This is a genomic window from Variovorax boronicumulans NBRC 103145, from assembly GCF_001591345.1.
Taxonomy (GTDB): Bacteria; Pseudomonadota; Gammaproteobacteria; order Burkholderiales; family Burkholderiaceae_C; genus Variovorax; species Variovorax boronicumulans.
The window spans coordinates 22,557-44,424 of the sequence record NZ_BCUS01000046.1 but is presented as its reverse complement, the minus strand read 5'-3'; the positions used below and the strand labels follow the sequence as shown (position 1 = coordinate 44,424).

The 21,868-nt window shown below is 69.4% G+C and carries 19 protein-coding genes and 1 pseudogene; 16 read left to right on the top strand and 4 right to left on the bottom strand.

All coding sequences use genetic code 11. The features are described from left to right. From VBO01S_RS15265 to cydX, 4 genes are all read left to right on the top strand, one after another. A partial coding sequence (locus VBO01S_RS15265) for an ATP-binding cassette domain-containing protein (RefSeq protein ID WP_157627373.1) occupies nt 1-304 on the top strand: 304 nt, incomplete at its 5' end. A gap of 51 nt (nt 305-355) precedes the next feature. Continuing rightward, nucleotides 356-1,975, top strand: coding sequence for a cytochrome ubiquinol oxidase subunit I (locus tag VBO01S_RS15260; RefSeq protein ID WP_062475792.1), 1,620 nt, complete (start codon nt 356-358; stop codon nt 1,973-1,975). Further along, on the top strand, nt 1,972-3,126 hold the full coding sequence (cydB, locus tag VBO01S_RS15255) for a cytochrome d ubiquinol oxidase subunit II (RefSeq protein ID WP_062475791.1): 1,155 nt from the start codon (nt 1,972-1,974) through the stop codon (nt 3,124-3,126). The genes VBO01S_RS15260 and cydB overlap by 4 nt, the downstream gene beginning before the upstream one ends. Nucleotides 3,127-3,144: 18 nt before the next feature. Beyond that, nucleotides 3,145-3,294, top strand: a complete 150-nt coding sequence (cydX, locus tag VBO01S_RS15250; protein ID WP_062475789.1) for a cytochrome bd-I oxidase subunit CydX — start codon at nt 3,145-3,147, stop codon at nt 3,292-3,294. Between the two features lie 42 nt (nt 3,295-3,336). Here the strand turns inward: cydX and VBO01S_RS15245 are convergent, their stop codons facing one another. Next, entirely contained in the window at nt 3,337-3,927 is a 591-nt protein-coding gene (locus tag VBO01S_RS15245) for a GbsR/MarR family transcriptional regulator (protein WP_062475786.1), read from the bottom strand. A 187-nt stretch (nt 3,928-4,114) separates the two neighbouring features. Between VBO01S_RS15245 and VBO01S_RS15240 the strand changes: the two genes are divergently transcribed. Then, nucleotides 4,115-10,873, top strand: coding sequence for an autotransporter-associated beta strand repeat-containing protein (locus VBO01S_RS15240; protein WP_169805055.1), 6,759 nt, complete (start codon nt 4,115-4,117; stop codon nt 10,871-10,873). A gap of 10 nt (nt 10,874-10,883) precedes the next feature. Here VBO01S_RS15240 and VBO01S_RS15235 read toward each other — a convergent pair whose 3' ends face one another. After that, entirely contained in the window at nt 10,884-11,918 is a 1,035-nt protein-coding gene (locus tag VBO01S_RS15235; protein ID WP_062475780.1) for an AraC family transcriptional regulator, read from the bottom strand. Between the two features lie 139 nt (nt 11,919-12,057). Here VBO01S_RS15235 and VBO01S_RS15230 point away from each other — a divergent pair, with 139 nt between their 5' ends. From VBO01S_RS15230 to VBO01S_RS15205, 6 genes are read left to right on the top strand one after another with little or no spacing between them, the layout of a single operon-like run. Next, nucleotides 12,058-13,617 carry a long-chain-fatty-acid--CoA ligase gene (locus tag VBO01S_RS15230; protein ID WP_062475777.1) on the top strand — a complete coding sequence of 520 codons (1,560 nt, stop codon included), beginning with the start codon at nt 12,058-12,060 and terminating at the stop codon, nt 13,615-13,617. 50 nt (nt 13,618-13,667) lie between these two features. Beyond that, nucleotides 13,668-14,852: a lipid-transfer protein gene (locus tag VBO01S_RS15225; protein WP_062475774.1), complete on the top strand. Its 1,185-nt coding sequence runs from the start codon at nt 13,668-13,670 to the stop codon at nt 14,850-14,852. A gap of 11 nt (nt 14,853-14,863) precedes the next feature. After that, a complete protein-coding gene (locus tag VBO01S_RS15220) occupies nt 14,864-15,304 on the top strand; it encodes a MaoC family dehydratase N-terminal domain-containing protein (protein WP_062475771.1) in 441 nt (146 codons plus the stop codon). 14 nt (nt 15,305-15,318) lie between these two features. Further along, entirely contained in the window at nt 15,319-15,735 is a 417-nt protein-coding gene (locus VBO01S_RS15215) for a MaoC family dehydratase (RefSeq protein WP_062475768.1), read from the top strand. Between the two features lie 44 nt (nt 15,736-15,779). Next, nucleotides 15,780-16,610 carry an SDR family NAD(P)-dependent oxidoreductase gene (locus VBO01S_RS15210; protein WP_062475766.1) on the top strand — a complete coding sequence of 277 codons (831 nt, stop codon included), beginning with the start codon at nt 15,780-15,782 and terminating at the stop codon, nt 16,608-16,610. Nucleotide 16,611: 1 nt separating this feature from the next. Then, nucleotides 16,612-17,400: an enoyl-CoA hydratase/isomerase family protein gene (locus tag VBO01S_RS15205; RefSeq protein ID WP_062475763.1), complete on the top strand. Its 789-nt coding sequence runs from the start codon at nt 16,612-16,614 to the stop codon at nt 17,398-17,400. A 21-nt stretch (nt 17,401-17,421) separates the two neighbouring features. On the opposite strand, the gene VBO01S_RS15200 is transcribed toward VBO01S_RS15205, so the two are convergent. Together VBO01S_RS15200 and VBO01S_RS15195 are read right to left on the bottom strand one after the other, a co-directional pair. Next, entirely contained in the window at nt 17,422-18,339 is a 918-nt protein-coding gene (locus VBO01S_RS15200) for a DUF2167 domain-containing protein (protein ID WP_255221125.1), read from the bottom strand. Nucleotides 18,340-18,419: 80 nt separating this feature from the next. Then, complete coding sequence (locus tag VBO01S_RS15195) at nt 18,420-18,842, bottom strand: cupin domain-containing protein (RefSeq protein WP_062475795.1); 423 nt, start codon at nt 18,840-18,842, stop codon at nt 18,420-18,422. On the opposite strand from VBO01S_RS15195, the pseudogene VBO01S_RS33475 reads away from it, so the two are divergent. The 5 genes and pseudogenes from VBO01S_RS33475 to VBO01S_RS15175 all read left to right on the top strand — a co-directional run. Next, a pseudogene (locus VBO01S_RS33475) lies at nt 18,739-19,128 on the top strand (ArsR/SmtB family transcription factor); the annotation flags it as partial. The gene VBO01S_RS15195 and the pseudogene VBO01S_RS33475 overlap by 104 nt on opposite strands. A gap of 149 nt (nt 19,129-19,277) precedes the next feature. Further along, nucleotides 19,278-19,760 (top strand): SRPBCC family protein, encoded by a 483-nt coding sequence (locus VBO01S_RS15190; RefSeq protein ID WP_062475760.1) that lies wholly within the window; start codon nt 19,278-19,280, stop codon nt 19,758-19,760. After that, nucleotides 19,757-21,031: an RNA polymerase sigma factor gene (locus VBO01S_RS15185; RefSeq protein ID WP_255221124.1), complete on the top strand. Its 1,275-nt coding sequence runs from the start codon at nt 19,757-19,759 to the stop codon at nt 21,029-21,031. Before VBO01S_RS15190 ends, VBO01S_RS15185 begins: the two co-directional genes overlap by 4 nt. A 72-nt stretch (nt 21,032-21,103) precedes the next feature. After that, complete coding sequence (locus VBO01S_RS15180) at nt 21,104-21,484, top strand: YciI family protein (protein ID WP_062475754.1); 381 nt, start codon at nt 21,104-21,106, stop codon at nt 21,482-21,484. Further along, nucleotides 21,481-21,849, top strand: a complete 369-nt coding sequence (locus tag VBO01S_RS15175) for a YciI family protein (protein ID WP_062475751.1) — start codon at nt 21,481-21,483, stop codon at nt 21,847-21,849. The genes VBO01S_RS15180 and VBO01S_RS15175 overlap by 4 nt, the downstream gene beginning before the upstream one ends. Nucleotides 21,850-21,868: the final 19 nt, after the last annotated feature.

Below are 21,868 nucleotides of genomic sequence, written 5' to 3'. Positions count from 1 at the left end.
CGGCCTCGGCCTCTCGGGCGGGCAGTCGCGCCGGCTCGCACTCGCGCGGCTGCTGCTGCGGCCCGTGCCGCTGTGGCTGCTCGACGAACCGACCGAGGCGCTCGACGCCGCCACCGCGCACGACGTGCTGCAGCGCCTGGCGCAGCAGGCCGGTGCGCGCACGCTGCTGATCGCCACGCACCTGCGCCGCGAAGCCGCGCTGGCCGACCGCCTCGTGTGCATGGCGCAGGGCCGCATCGTCGCCGACCTGCGCCGTGGCACGGAGGCCTTCGAGGCCGTGCTGCGCGGCCTGCGCCCCGATTGATGAGTTGACCGACCGAGCAACGAACGAACAGAACATATAAAGGAAGCCCCCATGGACCTTGACATCGTCGCGCTCTCGCGCCTGCAGTTCGCCGTGACGGCGCTGTACCACTTCCTGTTCGTGCCGCTCACGCTCGGACTGTCGATCATCCTGGCCATCATGGAGACGGTCTACGTGATGACCGGGCGCGTCATCTGGCGCGACATGACCAAGTTCTGGGGCGTGCTGTTCGGCATCAACTTCGCGATGGGCGTGGCCACCGGCATCGTGATGGAGTTCCAGTTCGGCATGAACTGGAGCTACTACAGCCACTACGTCGGCGACATCTTCGGTGCGCCGCTGGCCATCGAAGGGCTCATGGCCTTCTTCATGGAAGCGACCTTCGTGGGCCTGTTCTTCTTCGGCTGGGACAAGCTCTCCAAGGTGGGCCACCTCACGGCCACCTGGGCCGTGGCCATCGGCTCCAACTTCTCGGCGCTGTGGATCCTCATCGCCAACGGCTGGATGCAGAACCCCGTGGGCGCGGCCTTCAACCCCGCGACCATGCGCATGGAGGTGACCGACTTCGCCGCCGTGCTGACCAACCCGGTGGCGCAGGCCAAGTTCGTGCACACCGTGTCGGCCGGCTATGTGTGCGCCGCGGTGTTCGTGCTCGGCGTGTCGGCGTGGTACCTGCTCAAGGGCCGCCACATCGAGCTGGCCAAGCGCTCGATGACCGTGGCCGCATCGTTCGGCCTGGCCGCCGCGCTGTCGGTGGCGGTGCTCGGCGACGAGAGCGGCTACCTCTCGGGCGAACACCAGAAGATGAAGCTGGCCGCCATCGAAGGCATGTGGGAGACGCAGCCCGCGCCCGCCGCCTTCACCGTGATCGGCTTCCCCGACCAGAAGGCGCGCGAGACGCACTACGCGATCCACATCCCGGCGGTGATGGGCCTCATCGGCACGCGCTCGCTCAACACCGTGATGCCCGGCATCGACGAGCTCGTGAAGCGCGCCGAGGCCCGCATCCGCGAGGGCCTGAAGGCCTACGACGCGCTGCAGAAGATCCGCGAGGCCGGCGGCACCGACAAGGTCACGCAGGGCGTGCGCGGCGACTTCGAGGACAACGGCATCAACATGGGCTACGCGCTGCTGCTCAAGCGCTACGTGGACGACCCGCGCCAGGCCACCGACGAGCAGATCGCCAAGGCCGCGTGGGACACCGTGCCGCAGGTGGCGCCGCTGTTCTGGCTGTTCCGCGTGATGGTGGGCATCGGCATGCTGCTGATCCTGCTGACGGGCACCTTCTTCGTGCTGTCGGCGCGCCGTGCGCTCGACCGCCACCGCTGGCTGCTGAAGGTCGCGGTGTGGGCGATTCCGCTGCCGTGGATCGCCATCGAATCCGGCTGGCTGGTGGCGGAGTTCGGTCGCCAGCCCTGGGTGATCGAAGGCGTGCTGCCGACCGCGGTGGCCGTGTCGAACCTGGGCGTGACGACACTGCTGATCACGCTCGCGGGTTTCATCGCGATCTACACCACGCTGCTCATCATCGAGATGAAGCTGATGCTCAAGGCCATCCGCAAGGGGTCCGAGGTCGAGCATGCGCCTACCGAGGGCGATGCCCGCTCGCACATTCCGCCGGCGCGTGCCGCCACGTCTTCCTCTTCTGCCTCGACCGGGAGCGCCGCATGATCCTCCACACACTCCTCGACTACGACACCCTGCGCTTCATCTGGTGGCTGCTGATCGGCGTGCTGCTGGTCGGCTTCGCGGTGACCGACGGCTTCGACCTGGGCGCCGGCATGCTGCTGCCCTTTGCGGCGCGCAACGACATCGAACGGCGCGTGGTCATCAACAGCGTGGGCCCGGTGTGGGAGGGCAACCAGGTGTGGCTCATCCTGGGCGGCGGTGCCGTCTTTGCGGCCTGGCCGCAGCTGTACGCCGTGTCGTTCTCGGGCTTCTACCTGGCGATGTTCGTGATCCTGTCGGCGCTCATCCTGCGGCCGGTGGCCTTCAAGTTCCGCAGCAAGCGCGAGTCGCCGCAGTGGCGCGCGCGCTGGGACGGCGTGCTGTTCTTCAGCGGCTTCGTGCCCGCGCTGATCTGCGGCGTGGCCGTGGGCAACGTGCTGCAGGGCGTGCCGTTCCGCTTCGGCGCCGACATGCACATCTTCTACGACGGCAGCTTCTTCGGCCTGCTGAACCCCTTCGCCATCCTCTGCGGGCTGGTGTCGGTGGCGATGCTGGTGATGCACGGCGCGGCCTGGCTGCTGCTCAAGACCGCCGGGCCGGTGGCCGAGCGTGCGCGCAGCTACGGCATGGTCGCGGCGGTGCTCACGCTCGTGTTCTACGCGCTGGCCGGTGTGTGGCTGGCCATGGGCATCGGGGGCTTTCGCATCAGCAGCGTGGTCGACGCGGTGGGCCCGTCGAACCCGATGCTCAAGACCGTCGAGCTGCATGCCGGCGCCTGGATGGGCAACTACGCGGCGCACCCCTGGACCATCGCCGCGCCGGCGGCGGGCTTCGTCGGCACGCTGGGCGCATTGCTCGGGCTGGTGCTGCGCCGGCCGGGGTTCGCGCTGCTCACGGCGGCACTGGGCATCGCCGGCATCATCCTGAGCGTGGGCGCGTCGATGTTCCCGTTCATCCTGCCGTCGTCGATCGACCCGCGCGCCAGCCTCACGGTGTGGGATTCGTCGTCGAGCCACCTGACGCTGTTCATCATGCTGGTGGTCACCGCGATCTTCATCCCGATCATCGTGGCCTACACCACCTGGGTCTACCACGTGCTGTGGGGCAAGGTCGACGAGCAAGCCATCCGCGACGAGAGCGGGCACGCCTACTGAAACGGGAAGGAAAAAGACATGTGGTACTTCGCCTGGATCCTCGGCCTGCCGCTGGCCGCCGCCTTCGCCGTGCTCAACGCCATGTGGTACGAGCTGATGGACGACGAGGCCATCCGCAAGGAAAAGCTCGGCACGCCGGAAACCCCGCAGGGGCAGGAACGGCTGTGAGGGCGTAGCGCCCCGTCCGTTCCCTCAGTCTCGCGGCGCGACTCAGGTTTCGCCCGCGGGGCCTTTGCTCTTCTTCGACGCACCGCCCGTGAGGCGGTCCTTGAGCGTCAGCACCTTCGTCACCGTCGCGCCCATGCCCATGAGCTGCATGGCGGTCTCGGGCGCCAGGCGCTGCACGTCGTCGAACCACTTCATCAGCCGGTCGATCAGGTCGTGCATCTCGCGCATGCGGGCCTGCGCGTGGCGCTCGGCGTCGCTGGTGGGCGATTCGAGCAGCGCGTTGCGCAGCATCGAGAGCGTGGGCTCGATCTCGCGGCGCCGGCGTTCCTCGGCCAGCACGCGGAAGATTTCCCACACGTCCTTCGGCGCCTCGAAGTACTCGCGCCGGTCGCCCGCGTGGTGGCGCAGGTGCACGAGGCGCCAGGCCTGCAGCTCCTTCAAACCCATGCTCACGTTGGAGCGCGAGAACTCCAGCATCTCGGCGATCTCGTCGGCGTTGAGCGCGCGCTCCGACAGGAAGATCAGCGCGTAGATCTGACCGACGGTGCGGTTGATGCCCCACTTGCTGCCCATCTCGCCGAAGTGGGCGACGAACTGGCGGTTGAGGGGAGGGAGTTCGGGTGCGGAAGCCATGCGGCGGATTGTCGCGCCGGATTGCTGGACCTTCGGAAGTTTCCGAAAACTCCGCAGGGCACCCACTTCGCACGAATACCTAGTTTCAGCGATGGGTTTGAAACAATTTATTTACAAAAATAAATGTTTGCTGACTATTTGCCCGCTTCTGGTGCAAGCGGCCCTCTTTCTCAAGGTTTTCCTCCCCATGAACAAAGCACATCGCAGCCTCTGGAACTCGGCACTCGGCGCCTGGGTTGCCGTTTCCGAACACACCCACGCCAGGGGCAAGAAGAGTCGCGGGGCCGTGGCGCTGGCGGCGGCGGGTGCGGCGTCGCTGCTGATGCTGGCCGGGCCGTCATTCGCGGGGGGCGATGGCGGTGGAGGGGGTTACCTGGTCAACGGCAACCATGGCGTGGGGCACACGGCGGGCAACAGCACGACCGGTGAAGGCGGTCATGGGGGGCAGGGCGATCAGTCCGCCGCGGGTGCCGCCGGGGGCGCCCTCGGTGCCAACGGAACGAACGGGGCTGCGGCGTCGAGCGGCAACAACCCGGACAGGCTCGACGGCAGTGGTGGCGGCGGCGGCGGTTCCGCCCGGACCGGCTCCGCGCCTGTCACCACCTCGATCAAGGCCGGTAGCGGCGGCAACGGGGGGACCGGCGGCTACGCCGGCTCAATAGACCCTGGCGGTGCAGGCGGCGGCGGCGGTGGTGGCAGTGTGCTCGCCACCCAATCATTCGAAGTCAAGACGACGGGGGCGCTCCTCGGCGGCGATGGCGGCAACGGCGGCGATGCGTTCACAGGCACTTCGTCCCTGAAGGGGACTGGCGGCGGCGGCGGCGCAGGCGTGCTGGTGGTGCCTGTGGGCGGCGTGACGATCACCAACGCCGGCTCAATCGCGGGCGGCAACGGCGGCAAGGGCCTGGCCGCCCGAGGAACCCATCCGATTGTGAACGTGACGGTCTATGGCGGTGCCGGCGGCAACGGTGAAGGCGGCGCGCAGGGCGGCACGCAACTGGGTGCGTATGCGCAGGGCGGCGCGGGCATCGTCGGCAGCAATCTCACCATCGTCAACAGCGGCATCATTTCCGGTGGACTCGCAGGCGACGGGGTGACCCGCGCCAATTCGCTCCAGCTGGGCGGCAGCAACAACTCGCTCACGCTCCAGGCAGGCTCCGTGCTCAACGGCGGCGTGGTCGCCCAGGGCACGGGCAACACGCTGCGCCTAGAGGGTACGAACATCGAGGACGACGCGTTCGAGGGCTTCTCGCGCATCCATGCCGCCAGCGGCAGCAACTGGAGGCTGGCCGGCAGATTCCTGCCCGCGGGCAATCTCGCGGTCACCGTCGACGGCAGCGGCGCGACGCCCGCGCAGTTGGCGATGAACGGCTTCATCTCCGGCATCGGCAGCCTTACGGTCGACGGCGGCGGCACACTGGCGCTGGGCAGTCCCAACGCGTACCTCGGCGGAACCACGATCAAGACAGGCACCACGGTGCAGATCGGCACGGCCGGCGCGCTCGGCGCCGGCACGGTCACGCTCGACGGCGGCACGCTGGCCGCCACCTCGAGCCTCGACCTGACCAACAACCTGACCTTCGCGACCGGCCAGCGCAGCACGGTAGCCGCCGCAGGCGGCAAATCACTCGGGATCGGTGGCAGTCTGTGGCTGGGCGCCGGGGCGACCGCCGTCTTCGGCAGCGCCGCTGAGGACGGCACTGTGCGCCTGGGCAGCGGCACCACCACCGTCACCAGCAATGCGGCGGTCGTCGTGGCCGGTGGCACGCTGCAGGTGTCGGACGCGGTGCGCGCCGGCACGATCCTCGCCAACGTGGCGTCGACCACCGTGGAGGCGGGGGCCACGCTCGACCTGAACGGCTACAGCATCACCATTGCCAATCTGCAGGGCACCGGCACGCTGAACACCCGGACCGGCGCCGGCTCGGCCCAGGCCACGACGGTGCGGTCCGGCAACTTCTCCGGCGCGATCACCGGCACGGGCCAGCTCGTGAAAACGACGGCGGGCACGCTGACCCTGACGGGCGCCAGCACCTACACCGGCGGCACGACCATCAGCGCGGGGACGCTGCAGATCGGCGACGGCGGCAGCCTCATCGGCAACGTGGTCAACAACGGCACGCTGGCTTTCGACCGCACCGACAGCAGCACCTTCTCCGGCGCCATCAGCGGCTCGGGCGACGTGACGAAATGGGGCACCGGCACGGTCACGCTCTCGGGCAGCAACACCTACCAGGGCGGCACCACCGTTCGCGGCGGCACGCTGCGGTCCGGCGCCGCATCGGCCCTGTCGCAGAACACGGCGTACACCGTGCTTGGCGGCGTGCTGGACCTGGGCAGCTTCAACCTGCGTGCCTCGAGCCTGTCGGGCACCGCAGGCACCGTTCAGCTGGGCAGCGCCACCCTGACTGTCGGGTCGGCCAACGCCAGCACCACCTTTGCAGGCAGCATCGACGGTACGGGCTCGCTGGTCAAGGAAGGCTCCGGCACCTTGACGCTCTCGGGTTCGAACACCTACACCGGCGGCACGACGGTCAGCGCGGGCACCTTGCAGATCGGCAGCGGCGGCAACAACGGCAGCATCACCGGCGACGTCACCAACCACGCGGCGCTGGTCTTCAACCGCGCCAACGGCATCGCTTTCGCGGGCAACATCAGCGGCGTCGGCAGCGTGACGAAGACCGGCGCGGGCACGCTGGTCTACACCGGCAGCGCCACGCACGCCGGTGGCACCACCATCGACGGCGGCACCCTGCAGATCGGCGATGGCGGCACCGTCGGCAGCATCGCCGGCAACGTCACCAACAACGCGGCGCTGGTCTTCAACCGATCGAACGATGCGGCCTTCGCGGGCAACATCACCGGCAGCGGCAACGTGACGAAGACCGGCGCGGGCACGCTGGTCTACACCGGCAACGCCACGCACACCGGCGGCACGACCATTGACAGCGGCACCCTTGAGATCCGCGACAGCGGCAGCATCGTCGGCCACATCGCCAACAACGCCGCGCTGGTGTTCAACCGCAGCGCCGACACCACCTTCGCCGGCAACATCAGCGGCACCGGCAGCCTGCTGCAGAAGGGCGCGCGCAAGCTGACCCTGACCGGCGACAACACCTTCACGGGCACGACCACCGTCGTGGCCGGCAACATCCTGCAGATCGGCGCGGGTGGCACCACCGGCAGCATCACGGGGAGCATCAGCAACGACGGCGACCTGGTCTTCGACCGCGCGGGCGAGCTGAGCTACGCAGGCGTCATCAGCGGCTCCGGCACCCTGTCCAAGAACGGCACGGGTGTGCTGGAACTGACGGGCGCCAGCACCTACAGCGGCGCGACCGAGGTCAACGCCGGCACGCTGCGCGTGAACAACACCACCGGCAGCGCCACGGGCACGAGCACGGTGCAGGTCAAGAGCGGCGCCACGCTCAGCGGCGGCGGCAGCATCGCGGGCCAGGTCACCATCGCCAACGGCGCGACGCTCGCACCGGGCAGCAACCTCGGCACGCTGACCACGGGCATGCTGCGCTTCGATCCCGGCGCCTTCCTGAGCTACGAGCTGGGCCAGGCGGGCGTGGCGGGCGGCCCGCTCAACGACCTCGTCAAGGTCAACGGCGGCCTCGTGCTCGACGGCACGCTCAACGTGGCAGAGGCGCCCGGCGGCACCTTCGGGCCCGGGTTGTACCGACTGATCAGCTACTCCGGCTTGCTGATCGACAACGGCTTGAACATCGGCACGGCGCCGGCAGGCACGGCGGCCGGCGACCTGCACGTGCAGTCGTCGGTGCTGGGCGAGATCAACCTGATCAACAGCAAGGGCGTGTCGCTCGGCTTCTGGGACGGCGCGGGCGGCGATGCTTCCACCTACAACGACGGCACGATCAGCGGCGGCTCCGGCACCTGGCGCCTCGGCAACTCCACCCTCAACGACCCGTCCGACAGTTGGACCGGCGCCAACGGCAAGACCAACACCGGCTGGCAGCAGAACCAGTTCGCGCTGTTCGGCGGCGCGGCCGGCACGGTCCGGGTGGACAACACGGGCGGCGCCATCAGCATCGACGGCGCGCAGTTCTCCACCAGTGGCTATCTCGTCACCGGCGACGCGCTGACGCTGGGCAACGCCAACACCGTCATCAAGGTCGGCGACGGCACGGCCTCGGGAGCGCAGATGCAGGCCACCATCGCGTCGGTGCTGAGCGGCGCGGGCGGCCTCACGAAGGACGACCTGGGCACGCTGGTCCTCCAGGGCGCCAACACTTACACCGGCGGAACGCTCGTGCGCGCCGGCACGCTGCAGGGCGACACCACCAGCCTGCGCGGCGCCATCGTCAACGACGCCCGGGTGGTCTTCGACCAGGTGGCCAGCGGCAGCTTCGCAGGCACGATGAGCGGCGCGGGCAGCCTGCGCAAGATCGGCGGCGGCGAGCTGCTGCTCACGGCGGCCAACAGCTACAAGGGCGGCACGCAGGTCGATGGCGGCACCTTGAATGTGGGCGTGACAGGCGCGGTGGGTACCGGTCCGGTGGGCGTGAGCAGTGGCGCGGCCTTGATCTTCAGCGGCAGTGCGGATGCGGAAAGCCTAAAGATCACGGCAGGCGCCGCCCAGTCGGGCAACGGCGGCTTCGTCCAGTTCCAGGACAACGCCTCGGCCGGCCACGCGACCTTGACCGCGCATGCCGGCGGCTCGATCGACTTCCGTGGCAACGCGACGGCCGGCAATGCCACCATCGAGAACCGCGGTGGCGAGGTCATGGTCTGGTTCAACGCCAACGCAGGCAAGACCCACATCACCAACTTCGCTGGTGGCACGACCTACCTCTGGGGCGACGCTTCCGCCGAGCAGGCGACCATCGTCAATGAGCGCGACGGCGTGCTGGACATTCGCGACAACGCAACGGCCGCGCAGGCGAGCGTGGTGAACAAGGCGGGTGGCACGGTCTTCCTGTCCAACCTTGGCACGCCAGGCATCACCATCGGATCACTCGAAGGGGCAGGCCGCGTGCTGCTCGGCGCGAAGTCACTGACCACGGGCGCTCTCAATACCGACACCGAAATCTCGGGCGTCATCTCCGGCGTGGGCGGTTCGCTGGTCAAGGTCGGCACGGGCGCGCTCACGTTGTCGGGCGAGAACACCCACACCGGCGGCACGGCGCTGCGCCAGGGCCGCCTGAACGTGGGCCACAACCAGGCGCTGGGCACCGGCACGCTCTCGATGGACGACGACACCACGCTGGGCTTCAGCGCGAACGGCCTGACGATCGCCAACACCATCAAGCTCACCGGCAACAACGACCCCGTCATCGACACCGGTGCATTCAGCGGCACGCTGAGCGGTGCGATCAGCGGCGGCGGCTTCATCACCAAGCAGGGCACGGGCACGCTGACGCTGTCGGGCGCCAACACCTACACCGGTGCGACGAACGTGGCGCAAGGCACGTTGAAGGCCGGCGCGGTGAACACGCTGAGCGCGGCTTCTGCGCACAGCGTGGCCACAGGTGCCACGCTCGACCTGGCGGGCTTCAACCAGACCATCGCTTCATTGGCCAACAGCGGCACTGTGTCGCTGGCCGGCGTGACCGCAGGCACCACGCTGACAGTCAAAGGCGCCTACGTCGGCACGAACGGCGTGCTCAAGCTGAGCACGACGCTCAACGGCACCGGCCCCTCCGACCGCCTCGTGCTCGATGGCTCCAGCGCCGTCGCCAGCGGCAAGACCACGGTGCAGATCAGCAACCTCGGCGGCCTGGGCGCACTCACGAGCGGCAACGGCATCGAGGTCATCACCGCACAGAACGGCGCGACCACCACCGCACAGACCACGAAGGACGCCTTCTCGCTGGCCGGCGGCCATGTCGACGCAGGCGCCTACGAGTACCGCCTGCATGCCGCCGATGCGAAGGGCGCGGGCGAGAGCTGGTACCTGCGCTCCACCACCGACGCGGTCGCGCCGGGCCAACCGGTGGGCCTGCCCGTCGTCACTTACCGACCGGAGGCTGCGCTCTACGCCGCGCTGCCGGGCCAGCTGCGCCAGGGCAACCTCGCGATGCTGGGCGATGTGCGCAAGCGCGTGGGCGACGACGATGTGAAGGGCGCCGCGAGCACACCGACGGGATCGGACCGCCGCGCCTGGGCCCGCGTGCTCTCCACCGACATCGACATCCAGCAGGGCGGCACCGTCTCGCCCACCAGCAAGGGCCGCCTCACCGGCTTCCAGGCCGGCACCGACCTGCTCGCCACGCCGAACTGGCGCGCCGGCCTGTACGTGGGCCAGCTCGACGGCGATGCCCGCGTGAGCGGCTTTGCCAGCGGCATCCGCCACCTCGCCGTGGGCCGCAGCGACCTGCGCAGCCAGTACGTCGGCGTGTACGGCACCTACACCGCCGACAGCGGCTTCTACGCCGATGCCGTGGTGCAGTCGGGCCGCCACCGCTACACGGTCGAGCCGATGCTCGGCGCCGGCGTAGGCGGCAAGGGCCACAGCCTGCTGGGCTCGATCGAAGTGGGTCAGGCCTTCGCGATCGGCGGCAGCGGCTGGCGCATCGAGCCGCAGCTGCAGCTGATCCACCATCACATGGACCTGGGCAACTCGGCCATCGTCGGTGCCATCACGCAACCCCAAGCCGACAGCGGCTGGATCGCCCGCGCGGGCGTGCGGGTCAAGGGCCAGCTCGACACCGGCCTGGGCGTGCTGCAGCCCTATGGCCGGGTCAACGTCTACAAGACTTCGAGCGGCACCGACATCGCGCGCTTCGTGAACGGCGCGACCACGACCGACATCGCGGCGCCCACCGGCGGCACCAGCACCGAACTGGCCGGCGGCTTCACGCTGGCGCTGAGCCAGACGACCAGCCTCTACGGTGAAGTCGGCAAGCTCTGGTCGTCGGGCGGCGATGCCAAGGTGAAGAGCTCGGTCAACGGATCGCTGGGCGTGCGGGTGAAGTGGTAGGGCGGCAGCTTCAGGCCTCCGGGTCCGGCAGGGGCCGCCGCCGATACGACCCCGGCGCCCCACCGGTCCAAGTCTTGAAGGCGCGCTGGAACGCCGCGCTGTCCGAAAAGCCCAGCTCCTCGGCCAGCGCCGCCAGCGGCACGGTGCTGGTGTTCAGGCGCACGATGGCCACGTCGCGCCGCAGCTGGTCCTTGAGCGACTGGAACGAGGTGCCCTCGGTGGCCAGGTGGCGCTGCAGGGTGCTCACCGACATGTGCAGGCTGCGCGCGGCCGTGGCCAGGTCGGCCCAGGCCGGGCGGTGCTGCTGCAGCACGGTGCGCACGCGCGCGCTCACCGCCAGCTCGCCCAGCGGCGGCAGGATCACATGGGCCGGCGCGGCGGCCAGAAAGTCGCGCATGGCCCGCGCGTCGCGGCGGATCGGCGTGACCAGCGCGCTGGCGTCGAACCACACGGCCGACAGCGGCTGGCCGAACTGCAGCGGCGCGGGAAACACCTTGTTGTAGCGCGCCGCGTAGGGCGGCTGCTCGAAGCCGAAGTCGAAGCGACGCGCCGTCAGCCGGCCGCCGTGCAGCCAGGCAAAGAGCCGCCAGTACACGCGCAGCATCAGCTCGTGCAGGAAGTTCAGCGGCGCGCTCGGCATGCCCTGCACCCGCAGGCCGAAGCCCGCAAGCGGCCCTTCGTGCAGCAGCACCATCTCGAGGTCGTCCTGCAGCAGGCTGAAGGTGCGGGCCACGCGCCGCAGCGCCACCTCGAGCGTGGGGGCACCCATCGTGGCGCGGGTCATGAGCGCGAAGCTGCCGCAGCGCAGGCGGCGCGACAGGAAGCACAGGGCCTCGTCGTCCAGCCGTTCCATCAGCAGCGCGAAAAGCGCCACGTACTGCTCGGCCGTGACGCGCGCGCCCGGTGCATCGAGCAGGGCGGGGGCGATGCCGGCATCCTGCAGCGCGGTGTCGATGCAGATCGGCGCATCGTCGCCGCGCGCACGCACGCCCGAGAGCATGCCCTGGACGAACACGATCGGGATGGTGACGGGCGGTTGCAGCATGCGTGAGCGGATCAGACCCGGTGGCGGCGCGGGTGTCGATTGAGGTTTTCTGCCATGCGGGCGATGCGATGCGCAATCGCCGCGGCACGGCGCGGTTTCTACCATGCGCCTACACAAGAACCGAACGGAGACAACCGCCATGTACCAGACCCAGTCGCTGCACCGCAGCGTGCAGCAGCACCCCGACCGGATCGCCGTGCGCGCTTCGGGCCGCACCCTGAGCTTTCGCGCGTACGCCGAGCGCGTCGCGCGCCTGGCGGGCGCCCTGCAGGGGCTCGGCATGCAGGCGGGCGACCGGGTCGCCATGCTGGCGCTCAACTCGGCGCGCTACCTCGAATACCAGATGGCCGTGCCCTGGGGCGGCGGCGTGCTCAACCCCTGCAACATCCGCTGGTCGGCGGCCGAAATTCTGTACTCGCTGGACGACTCGGGCTCCACGCTGCTGCTGGTGGACGACACCTTCCGCCCGGTGGTCGAGCAGATGCGCGGCCAGGCGAGCAGCCTGCGCGAGGTGATCTACTGCCGCGACGGCCCGACGCCGCCCGGCATGCTCGGCTACGAGGCGTTGCTGGAGGCCGCCTCGCCCGTGCCCGACGCCGGCCGTTGCGACGACGACCTGGCGGGCATCTTCTACACCGGCGGCACCACGGGCTTTCCCAAGGGCGTGATGCTGAGCCACACCAACATGGGCAGCTCGGGGCTGGCCCTGCACGCCGAGGGCCTTGCCTCGCCCGAGGGCTGCTACCTGCATGCCGCGCCGATGTTCCACCTGGCCGACATGGGCCTGGCCGCACCGCACTGGTTCGAGGGCAACACGCACGCGATCATTCCGGCCTTCAGCCCTGAAGCGGTGCTGAACGCTATCGAGCAGGACCGCGTCACGCACGCGCTGCTGGTGCCCACCATGATCCAGATGCTGGTCGACCATCCCGCGATGCGCGAGCCGCGCGACCTCAGCAGCCTGAAGTGCATCACCTACGGCGCCTCGCCGATCTCGGAGGCGGTGCTGACCCGCGCGATGGCCGCCTTTCCGGGCGTGGACTTCGTGCAGGCCTACGGCATGACCGAGCTGTCGCCGCTGGCCACCATCAACCCGGCGCGCAACCACACGGCCGAAGGCCAGCGACGAGGCAAGCTGCGCTCGGCCGGCCGCGCGAGCTACTGCACCGAGGTTCGCATCGTCGACGGCGAGGGCGCCGAAGTGCCGCGCGGCACGGTGGGCGAGGTCGCGGTGCGCGGCCCCAATGTGATGCAAGGCTACTGGAACCAGCCCGCGCAAACGGCCGCGGCCGTGCGCGGCGGCTGGATGCACACGGGCGACGGCGCCTACATGGACGACGACGGCTACATCTTCGTGGTCGACCGCCTGAAGGACATGATCATCAGCGGCGGCGAGAACATCTATTCGGCCGAGGTCGAGAACGCCATCAACCAGCACCCGGCCGTGGCGGCCTGCGCCGTCATCGGCATCCCCAGCGAGGCGTGGGGCGAGGCCGTGCATGCGGTGCTCGTGCTCAAGCCGGGCCAGCAGCTGGCGGACGAGGCGCTCATTGCGCATTGCAAGGCGCTGATTGCACCCTACAAGTGCCCGCGCAGCGTGGCGGTGGTCGAGGCGCTGCCGCTGTCGGGTGCCGGCAAGGTGCTCAAGACCCGGTTGCGCGAACCGTTTTGGCAAGGGCGCCAACGAAGCGTAGCCTGAGCCCTGTTTCTCTTCCCATTTCACTCATTCATTCACTTCAGGAGCCCCTCATGAGCCAGGATGTCCACGTCGTCGGTGTCGGCATGATCCCCTTCACCAAACCGGGCGCGAACCAGCCCTACCCGCAGATGGCCGCGCACGCCACCAACGCCGCGCTGAAAGACGCCGGCATCGGCTACGAGCTGGTGCAGCAGGCCTACGTCGGCTACGTGTACGGCGACTCGACCGCCGGCCAGCGCGCGCTGTACGAAGTCGGCATGACCGGCATCCCGGTCGTCAACGTCAACAACAACTGCTCCACCGGCTCCACCGCGCTGTTCCTGGCGCGCCAGGCCGTGGCCAGCGGCGCGGCCGACTGCGTGCTGGCACTGGGCTTCGAGCACATGAGCCCCGGCGCGCTGGGCGCGGTGTTCAACGACCGTCCGAGCCCGTTCGACCACTTCGAGTCGATCACCGACGAGCTGGTCGGCAACGAGCAGGTGCCGCTGGCGCTGCGCTACTTCGGCGGCGCGGGCCTGGCGCACATGCAGCAGTACGGCACGCAGATGTCCACTTTCGCGAAGATCCGCGCCAAGGCCAGCCGCCATGCGTCGAACAACCCGGTGGCGCTGTTTCGCACCGTCGTCACCGAAGACGAGGTGATGGTTGCGCCCGTCATGTGGCCCGGCGTGATGACGCGGCTCATGGCCTGCCCGCCGACCTGCGGCGCGGCGGCCGCCATCGTCTGCTCGCCGCGTTTCGCCGAACGCCACGGGCTGGACCGCAGCGTGCGCATCAAGGCTCAGGCCATGACCACCGACCGGGCTATCACTTTCGAGGCGCGCGACATGCGCGAGGTGGTCGGCTTCAGCATGGCGCAGGAGGCCGCGCAGAAGGTGTACGACGCGGCCGGTGTCGGCCCGCAGGACATCGACGTGGTCGAGCTGCACGACTGCTTCGCGCACAACGAGCTCATCAGCTACGAGGCGCTGGGCCTGTGCCCGGTCGGCGGTGCGGAGAAGTTCGTGGTCGATGGCGACAACACCTACGGCGGCAAGGTGGTCACCAACCCGTCGGGCGGCCTGCTGTCGAAGGGCCACCCGCTCGGCGCGACGGGGCTCGCGCAATGCACGGAGCTGGTCCAGCAGCTGCGCGGCACGGCCGAGAAGCGCCAGGTCGAAGGCGCGCGGATGGCGCTGCAGCACAACCTCGGGTTGGGCGGCGCCTGCGTGGTCACGCTGTACGAACGCGTCTGAGGGCGGAGCACATGATCGACAAGAAATGGATCGGTCACGAACTGCCCGCCTCGGTGCTGCCCATCGAGCGCAGCCGGCTGCAGTTCTTCGCCAAGGCCATCGGCGAGACCGACCCGGTCTACACCGATGCCGCCGCCGCGCGCGATGCCGGCTACCCCGACCTGCCGGTGCCGCCCACCTTCCTGTTCGCCGCCGAGCTGGACTCGGGCGCCTCCGACCAGCTGCTCACCGACCTGCAGATTCCGTTGTCGAAGCTGCTGCACGGTGAGCAGAGCTTCAGCTACCACCGCCCCGCCTGCGTGGGCGACACGGTGACGGTGCGCTCCATCATCAGCGACATCTACGACAAGAAGAACGGCGCACTCGAGTTCGTGGTGAAGACCTCGCGCGCCACCAACCAGCGCGACGAACTCGTGGCCGAGCTGCGCACGGTGATCGTTTGCCGCCACTGAAGAAAGAACCTGCGATGACCCTCCGCTACGACACCGTCCAGGTCGGCGACGAACTTCCCGCGCTGCAACTCCCGCCGGTGAACCGCACGACGCTCGCGCTCTTCGCGGGCGCCTCGGGCGACCACAACCCGATCCACATCGACACCGACTTCGCGCGCAAGGCCGGCATGCCCGACGTGTTCGCGCAGGGCATGCTGGGCATGGCCTGGCTCGGCCGGCTGCTCACGCACTGGGTGCCGCAGGCGCAGCTGCGCCGCTTCGACGCGCGCTTCCAGGGCATCACACACCTGGGGCATGCCGTGCGCTGCACCGGCCGCGTGGTCGAGAAGCTGGAGCTGGACGGCGAGCGCTGCGTGCGCGTGGAAGTGCTCAGCGCCAACCAGCACGGCCAGACGCGCATCGCGGGCGAGGCGCTCGTGGCACTGCGCTGATGCCTTGAACGTACGAATGAAAGAAGAGAGAAGAGAGAAGAGACATGACACCCAAACTCGAAGGCAAGGTCGCCCTCATCACCGGCTCGGGCCGCGGCATCGGCCGTGCGATCGCGCTGAAGCTCGCCAGCGAAGGCGCACGCGTCGTCGTCAACGACCTCGACGCCGAACCGGCTGACGAAACCGTGCAGGCCATCCGCGCCGCGGGCGGGCAGGCCGTGGCCTGCGTCGGCAGCGTGTCGGCGCCGGACTTCGCCGAGCGCTTCGTCGGCACGGCGGTGAACGAGTTCAAGGGCCTGGACATCATCGTCAACAACGCCGGCTACACCTGGGACAGCGTCGTGCAGAAGATGACCGACGAGCAGTGGTACGCCATGATCGACGTGCACCTGACGGCCCCGTTTCGCATCCTGCGCGCTGCGCAGCCCGTGATCCGCGCGCTGGCGAAAACCGAGGGCGAGGCCGGTCGGCGCGTGGTGCGCAAGGTGGTCAACATCTCGTCGGTGGCCGGGCTCTTCGGCAATGCGGGTCAGGCCAACTACTCGACCGCCAAGGCCGGCATCGTGGGCATGACGCAGACGCTGGCCAAGGAGTGGGGCCGCATGAACGTCACGGTGAACTGCGTGGCCTTCGGCTTCATCCAGACGCGGCTCACGGCCAGCACGGCCGAGGCCACCACCGCGAACATCGAGGGGCGCGAGATCAAGGTCGGCGTCAACCCCGGCCTGCTGGCGATGATGGAACAGTCGATCCCGCTGGGCCGCGGCGGCACGCCCGAAGAGGCGGCCGGCGCGGTGTACCTGCTGTGCGCGCCCGAGTCGGACTACGTGAGCGGCCAGACGCTCATGTGCACCGGCGGGCTCACGGGGATCTGAGATGCAGTTCGAAGAAGGCATTGCCTGGGGCGTGCAGGACGGCATCGGCCGCATCGTGCTGAAGCGGCCCGAACGCGCCAACTCGGTGTCGCTGGCGAGCAGCCATGCGCTGGCGCGCGCCATCGACGAGGTGCTCGAAGCGGCGCCGCGCGCCATCCTGCTGACCGGCGAGGGGCGCGTGTTCTGCGCGGGCGGCGACATCGACAGCTTCGTGGCGGCCGGCGACAAGCTGCCCGAACTGGTCGACGCCATCCTCGACCGGCTGCATCCCGCGCTGCTGCGGCTGGCCCAGAACCCGGCGCCGCTGGTGGTGGCGGTGAACGGCACGGTGGGCGGCGCCGGCGTGGGGCTGGCGCTGTGCGGCGACTTCGTGCTCGCCACCGAGTCGATGAAGCTGCGAACGGGCTACGCGGCCATCGGGCTGTCGCCGGACGCGGGGAGTTCGTATTTCCTGTCGCGCCGCATCGGACCGGTGCGCGCGCAGCAATGGCTGATGCTGAGCGACCCGATCGACAGCGCGCGCTGCCTGGCGGCGGGCGCGGTCGATGCGCTGTACCCGGACGCCGAACTGGCGGCGGCCGCCGAAGCGCTGGTGACGCGGCTGGCGAACGGTGCCACCGCATCGTTCGCGGGCATCAAGGCGCTGTGCGGCGGTGCCACCGCGCGCCCGATCGAAGAGCACTTCGAGATGGAGCACCGCCTGCTGCGCCGACGCGCGGGCAGCGCGGACGGGCGCGAAGGCGTGAAGGCCTTCACCGAGAAGCGCGCACCGCGCTTCTCGGGCCGCTGAGCGCGGCGGGCTGCTGCAGGCTCAGCTCTTCTTCTTGAAGAGCTTCGTGAGGCCCCACAGCGCCGCGCCGCCGGCCACCACGGCGACCTTCGCGAACTTGGCCAGGAAGGCGAGGGCGACCGCGAACAGGCCCAGCTTCTTCGCGGCCGCACCGGCCACCAGCGCGGCCAGGCCGTAGGCGGCGACCTTGTCGGTGGACGCATTGAAGTCCGCGTACTTCTTGCCGTCGTCGTACTGCAGCGCGCCGAGCAGCTGGGTGGCGTCGGGCTTGTACTTCTCGAGGTCGTTCGCGTTGGTGATGAGGTTCAGGCTCAGGTAGCCCTCGCGGCCCAGTGCGTAGGTGTTGTAGTTGACGCCGGGGTTGCCGCCGTCGCTGCCCTTCTTCTTCGACAGGGCCGACCACACCAGCCGGTGCGTCGCGGCGTCGTACTGCGGCTTCTGCGCCCAGCCCGTGACCTCGATGCCCGGGATGCCGCGCTTGGCGCGTTCCTCGTTCGCGGCCTCGGTGCCTTCCTTCAGGCTCGTGAGCAGTTCGTCGGCGTTCCAGTCCTTGGCGTCGTCGTCCTTGATGTAGCCCTCTTTCACGAACTTCACGACCGCCATCCAGTCGGCGTCGTCCGCGGGGAAGATCGCGCCGATGAAGGTGTCGTCGGTGCGGTTGCCCATGCTGCGCATGAGCTGCGCGGCGGCAGGTGTCGGCACCCAGACGTAGCCGGCGGGCAGCTTCAGGTGGGCCTGGTCGCGCAGGACGATGTCGGCGGGGCCGGCTTTCTGCACGGCCTTGGCGGCCTTGAAGGCGGCTTCCTGCTCGGCTTCGAGCGAGCTCGCAGCAGAGGTTGTGGAAGCTGTGGTGGGGGATGCGGCGTTGCTGAGATTGGCGGCGGTCAGGGCGCACGCGAACAGCAAGCCGGCCGTCAGGCGGGCAGTATGAATACGCAAGTTCTCTCTCCTCGGTTGTTGTCGTTTCTGGTGAGACGCGAGGAGTTTATCGGCGCGCGAAGCCGCGCTGGCAGCGGGTTTCAGGGCCAGGGCGTGGGCGGCGGAATTTCGCACACCGGCTCGACGTCGATGCTCTTGAAGTCGGCCGGCGAGACGATCTCCAAGTACTCCATGTCGGGCGAGTAGTCGAAGAGAAAGTGGCGGATGCCGGGGCGCTGGTGCACCACGTCGCCGGCCTCGACGCGCGTCTCCTTGTCCTCGTACATGAAGCGGGCCCAGCCCTTGAGCATGATGACGATCTGGAAGTCCGCCTCGTGGCGGTGCCAGCCGGTGCCCGCTTCCGGTGCCATGTTGGCCTTGACCAGGTGCGCGATCACCTTGCCGTGCGTGGCGGCCGCAATGCCGAGGTCGCGGTACAGGAAGAAGTCTCGCAACCCGCCCGAGACGTACTCGGTGTCACCGGGCTTGACGTGGGAGAACTGGGTGGCGGTTCGGTCCAGCATGGGCGCTCCTTCGCGGGGGATGATGCTGCGATGCAGCATGCATAAACCGTTCCTGCGCACGGCCCATTGCTTGACGGCCTGCGGGCCCCTCCAGATACTCAACCGCATGGTTCACTCAGATGCCCTGGACGCCGTGTTTGCGGCCCTGTCCGACCCGACCCGCCGCAGCGTGCTCGAAGCGCTGGGTGAGGGCGGCCTCAGCGTGACCGAGCTCGCCGAACCGCACGGCATGTCGCTGACCGGCTTCATGAAGCACCTGCGCGTGCTCGAAGGCGCCGGCCTCATCTCGCGCACGAAGGCGGGCCGCGTCGTGCGCTGCGAGCTGTCGCCGGGCCCGATGCAGGAGGCTGCCGTGTGGCTCTCGCGCTACGAGAAGTTCTGGACCGGCCGCCTCGATGCACTGGCGCGCTTTCTCTACCACCAGGAGGACACCGAATGGCGAAACCTTCCCCCGGCCCCACCGCCGGCCCCGGCACCGATCGCCCCTCGCTCACGCTCCGCCGGCACTTCCGCGTCAGCCCCGCCAAAGTCTGGCGCGCGTGGACCGACCCGCAAGCGCTGAAGCACTGGTTCGGCCCCGAGGAGATCGTCGACGTGCCGCTGGCCGAGGTCGACCTGCGCGTGGGCGGGCGCTTTCGCGTGACCATGTTGGCGGCGGACGGCGAGACGCACGACGTGAGCGGCACCTACCTGGAGGTCGTGCCCGAGCGCCGGCTGGTCTTCAGCTGGGCCTGGCGCAGCACGCCCGAGCGCGAGTCGCGCGTCACCGTGCAGCTCGAGCCCGACGCGGGCGGCTGCGAACTCGTGCTCATGCACCAGCAGTTCTTCGATGAAGCGGCGCGCGACGGCCATAACCATGGCTGGACCGGCTCGCTCGTCAAGCTCGAGCGTTGGCTGGCCGGCGGCGACACCGGGTGACCGAACAACCGACGGCGATCGCCGACACGCTCGACGCGATCTACCGCAGCGAGTCGCGCCGCATCTTCGCCACGCTGGTGCGGCTGCTGGGCGATTTCGATCGGGCCGAAGAAGCGCTGCACGACGCCTTTCGCGCCGCGCTCGAGCAATGGCCGCGCGAAGGCGTGCCGGCCAACCCGCGCGCCTGGCTGGTGTCGGCGGGGCGCTTCAAATCGATCGACGGCATCCGCCGGCAGGCGCGCTTCACGGCGTGGGACGACGCCACCGCCCACACCGACACGCTGGCCGACCCCGCGCCCGCCTGGCACGAAGCCGATCCCGATGCCGACGCGCTCGAGGACGACCGCCTGCGCCTCGTCTTCACCTGTTGCCATCCCGCGCTCGCGCCCGACGCCCAGGTGGCGCTCACGCTGCGCGAGGTCTGCGGGCTGGCGACCGAGGAGATCGCGCGGGCCTTCCTCGTGCCCGCGCCCACCATCGCGCAGCGCATCGTGCGGGCCAAGGCGCGCATCCGCGACGCGGGCATTCCGTACCAGGTGCCGGGCCTGGCCGAGCTGCCCGAACGGCTCGATGCCGTGCTGCGCGTGGTGTACCTCGTGTTCAACGAAGGCTACGCGGCCTCGTCGGGCCAGAGCGTGACGCGCGCCGACCTCTCGGCCGAGGCGATCCGGCTCGGTCGGCTGGTGGCCGAGCTGCTGCCCGACCCCGAGGCGCTGGGCCTGCTCGCGCTGATGCTGCTGCACGACGCGCGCCGCGCTGCGCGCACCTCGGCGCAGGGCGAGCTCGTGCTGCTCGACGCGCAGGACCGCGGCCTGTGGCACCTTGGGCAGATCGGGGAGGGCGCGGCGCTGGTCGAGCGCGCGCTGCTGTCGCGCCGCTTCGGTCCGTACACCTTGCAGGCCGCCATTGCCGCAGTGCATGCCGAAGCGCCCGAGGCCGCCGACACCGACTGGCCGCAGATCGTCGGCCTGTACGACGTGCTGCTGCGGCTCGATCCCTCGCCCGTGGCCGAGCTCAACCGCGCGGCGGCCGTGGCGATGCGCGATGGGCCGGCTGCGGGGCTCGCGCTGATCGACGCGCTGCTCGCGCGCGGCGAGCTGGCGCGCTACCACCTGGCGCATGGCGCGCGTGCCGAACTGTGCCGGCGCCTGGGTCGCACCGAGGACGCGCGCGCCGCTTATCTGCAGGCGTTGTTGCTGGTTCGCCAGCAGCCCGAGCGGCAATTCCTGGAGCGGCAGCTGGCCTCGCTGCCCGACACGAAAAATTTTTGACGCCCCTTGTCGATTCCGGCCGTCGCCGTTCGACCAGTGATGTCCTCACTCACATCTGCAAGGAGATTCCGCATGAAATACCTCTGCCTCGTTCATTGCGACGAAGCGGTGCTTCGCGCGCTGCCGCCCGACGAGCGCCGCGCGCTCAATGCCGACTCGATGGCCTACGACCGCCTGCTCGAAGCCGCCGGCCACTTCATCGTCGCCGAGGCGCTGAGCCCGGTGCGCGCCGCCAAGGTGGTGCAGGTGCGCCAGGGCCAGCGCTCGCACGTCGACGGTCCGTACGCCGAAGCGCGCGAGCAGCTGTGCGGCTTCATCCTGGTCGAGGCGCGCGACCTGAACGCCGCGATCCAGCTGGCGGGCCGCATTCCGATGGCGCGCTACGGCGCCATCGAGGTGCGTCCCATCGAGGTCATGGAAATGATCGAAAACCCCGAGGGGAATGCCGCATGAGATACCTTTGCCTGATCTACGGAACCGACGCGCAGACGAGCCACTTCTCGGCGCAGGACATGGACCACTACATCAACGAACACATCGACTACGACGCCCACCTGCAGGCGCTCGGCAAGCTCGTCGTGGCCGAGGCCCTGCAGCCGGCCGGCACGGCGGTCACGGTGCGCATGCGCAACGACAAGCTCTCGGTCACCGACGGGCCGTTCGCCGAAACCAGCGAGCAGCTGGGCGGCTTCTACCTGGTCGAGGCCGACAGCGACGAAGAGGCGCTGCAGCTTGCGGCCGGCATTCCCTCGGCGCGCTTGAGCAGCATCGAGGTGCGCAAGGCCTGGTCGGCAAGCGACAGCGGAGCCGGCCCATGAGCGGCGCACCCGACCGGGC

What these genes read in the sequence shown, in the direction of transcription:
- VBO01S_RS15260 (WP_062475792.1), top strand. Translation starts at nt 356, where the DNA reads ATGGACCTTGACATCGTCGCGCTCTCGCGCCTGCAGTTCGCCGTGACG.
- cydB (WP_062475791.1), top strand. Translation starts at nt 1,972, where the DNA reads ATGATCCTCCACACACTCCTCGACTACGACACCCTGCGCTTCATCTGG.
- cydX (WP_062475789.1), top strand. Translation starts at nt 3,145, where the DNA reads ATGTGGTACTTCGCCTGGATCCTCGGCCTGCCGCTGGCCGCCGCCTTC.
- VBO01S_RS15245 (WP_062475786.1), bottom strand. Translation starts at nt 3,927, where the DNA reads ATGGCTTCCGCACCCGAACTCCCTCCCCTCAACCGCCAGTTCGTCGCC.
- VBO01S_RS15240 (WP_169805055.1), top strand. Translation starts at nt 4,115, where the DNA reads ATGAACAAAGCACATCGCAGCCTCTGGAACTCGGCACTCGGCGCCTGG.
- VBO01S_RS15235 (WP_062475780.1), bottom strand. Translation starts at nt 11,918, where the DNA reads ATGCTGCAACCGCCCGTCACCATCCCGATCGTGTTCGTCCAGGGCATG.
- VBO01S_RS15230 (WP_062475777.1), top strand. Translation starts at nt 12,058, where the DNA reads ATGTACCAGACCCAGTCGCTGCACCGCAGCGTGCAGCAGCACCCCGAC.
- VBO01S_RS15225 (WP_062475774.1), top strand. Translation starts at nt 13,668, where the DNA reads ATGAGCCAGGATGTCCACGTCGTCGGTGTCGGCATGATCCCCTTCACC.
- VBO01S_RS15220 (WP_062475771.1), top strand. Translation starts at nt 14,864, where the DNA reads ATGATCGACAAGAAATGGATCGGTCACGAACTGCCCGCCTCGGTGCTG.
- VBO01S_RS15215 (WP_062475768.1), top strand. Translation starts at nt 15,319, where the DNA reads ATGACCCTCCGCTACGACACCGTCCAGGTCGGCGACGAACTTCCCGCG.
- VBO01S_RS15210 (WP_062475766.1), top strand. Translation starts at nt 15,780, where the DNA reads ATGACACCCAAACTCGAAGGCAAGGTCGCCCTCATCACCGGCTCGGGC.
- VBO01S_RS15205 (WP_062475763.1), top strand. Translation starts at nt 16,612, where the DNA reads ATGCAGTTCGAAGAAGGCATTGCCTGGGGCGTGCAGGACGGCATCGGC.
- VBO01S_RS15195 (WP_062475795.1), bottom strand. Translation starts at nt 18,842, where the DNA reads ATGCTGGACCGAACCGCCACCCAGTTCTCCCACGTCAAGCCCGGTGAC.
- VBO01S_RS15190 (WP_062475760.1), top strand. Translation starts at nt 19,278, where the DNA reads ATGGCGAAACCTTCCCCCGGCCCCACCGCCGGCCCCGGCACCGATCGC.
- VBO01S_RS15180 (WP_062475754.1), top strand. Translation starts at nt 21,104, where the DNA reads ATGAAATACCTCTGCCTCGTTCATTGCGACGAAGCGGTGCTTCGCGCG.
- VBO01S_RS15175 (WP_062475751.1), top strand. Translation starts at nt 21,481, where the DNA reads ATGAGATACCTTTGCCTGATCTACGGAACCGACGCGCAGACGAGCCAC.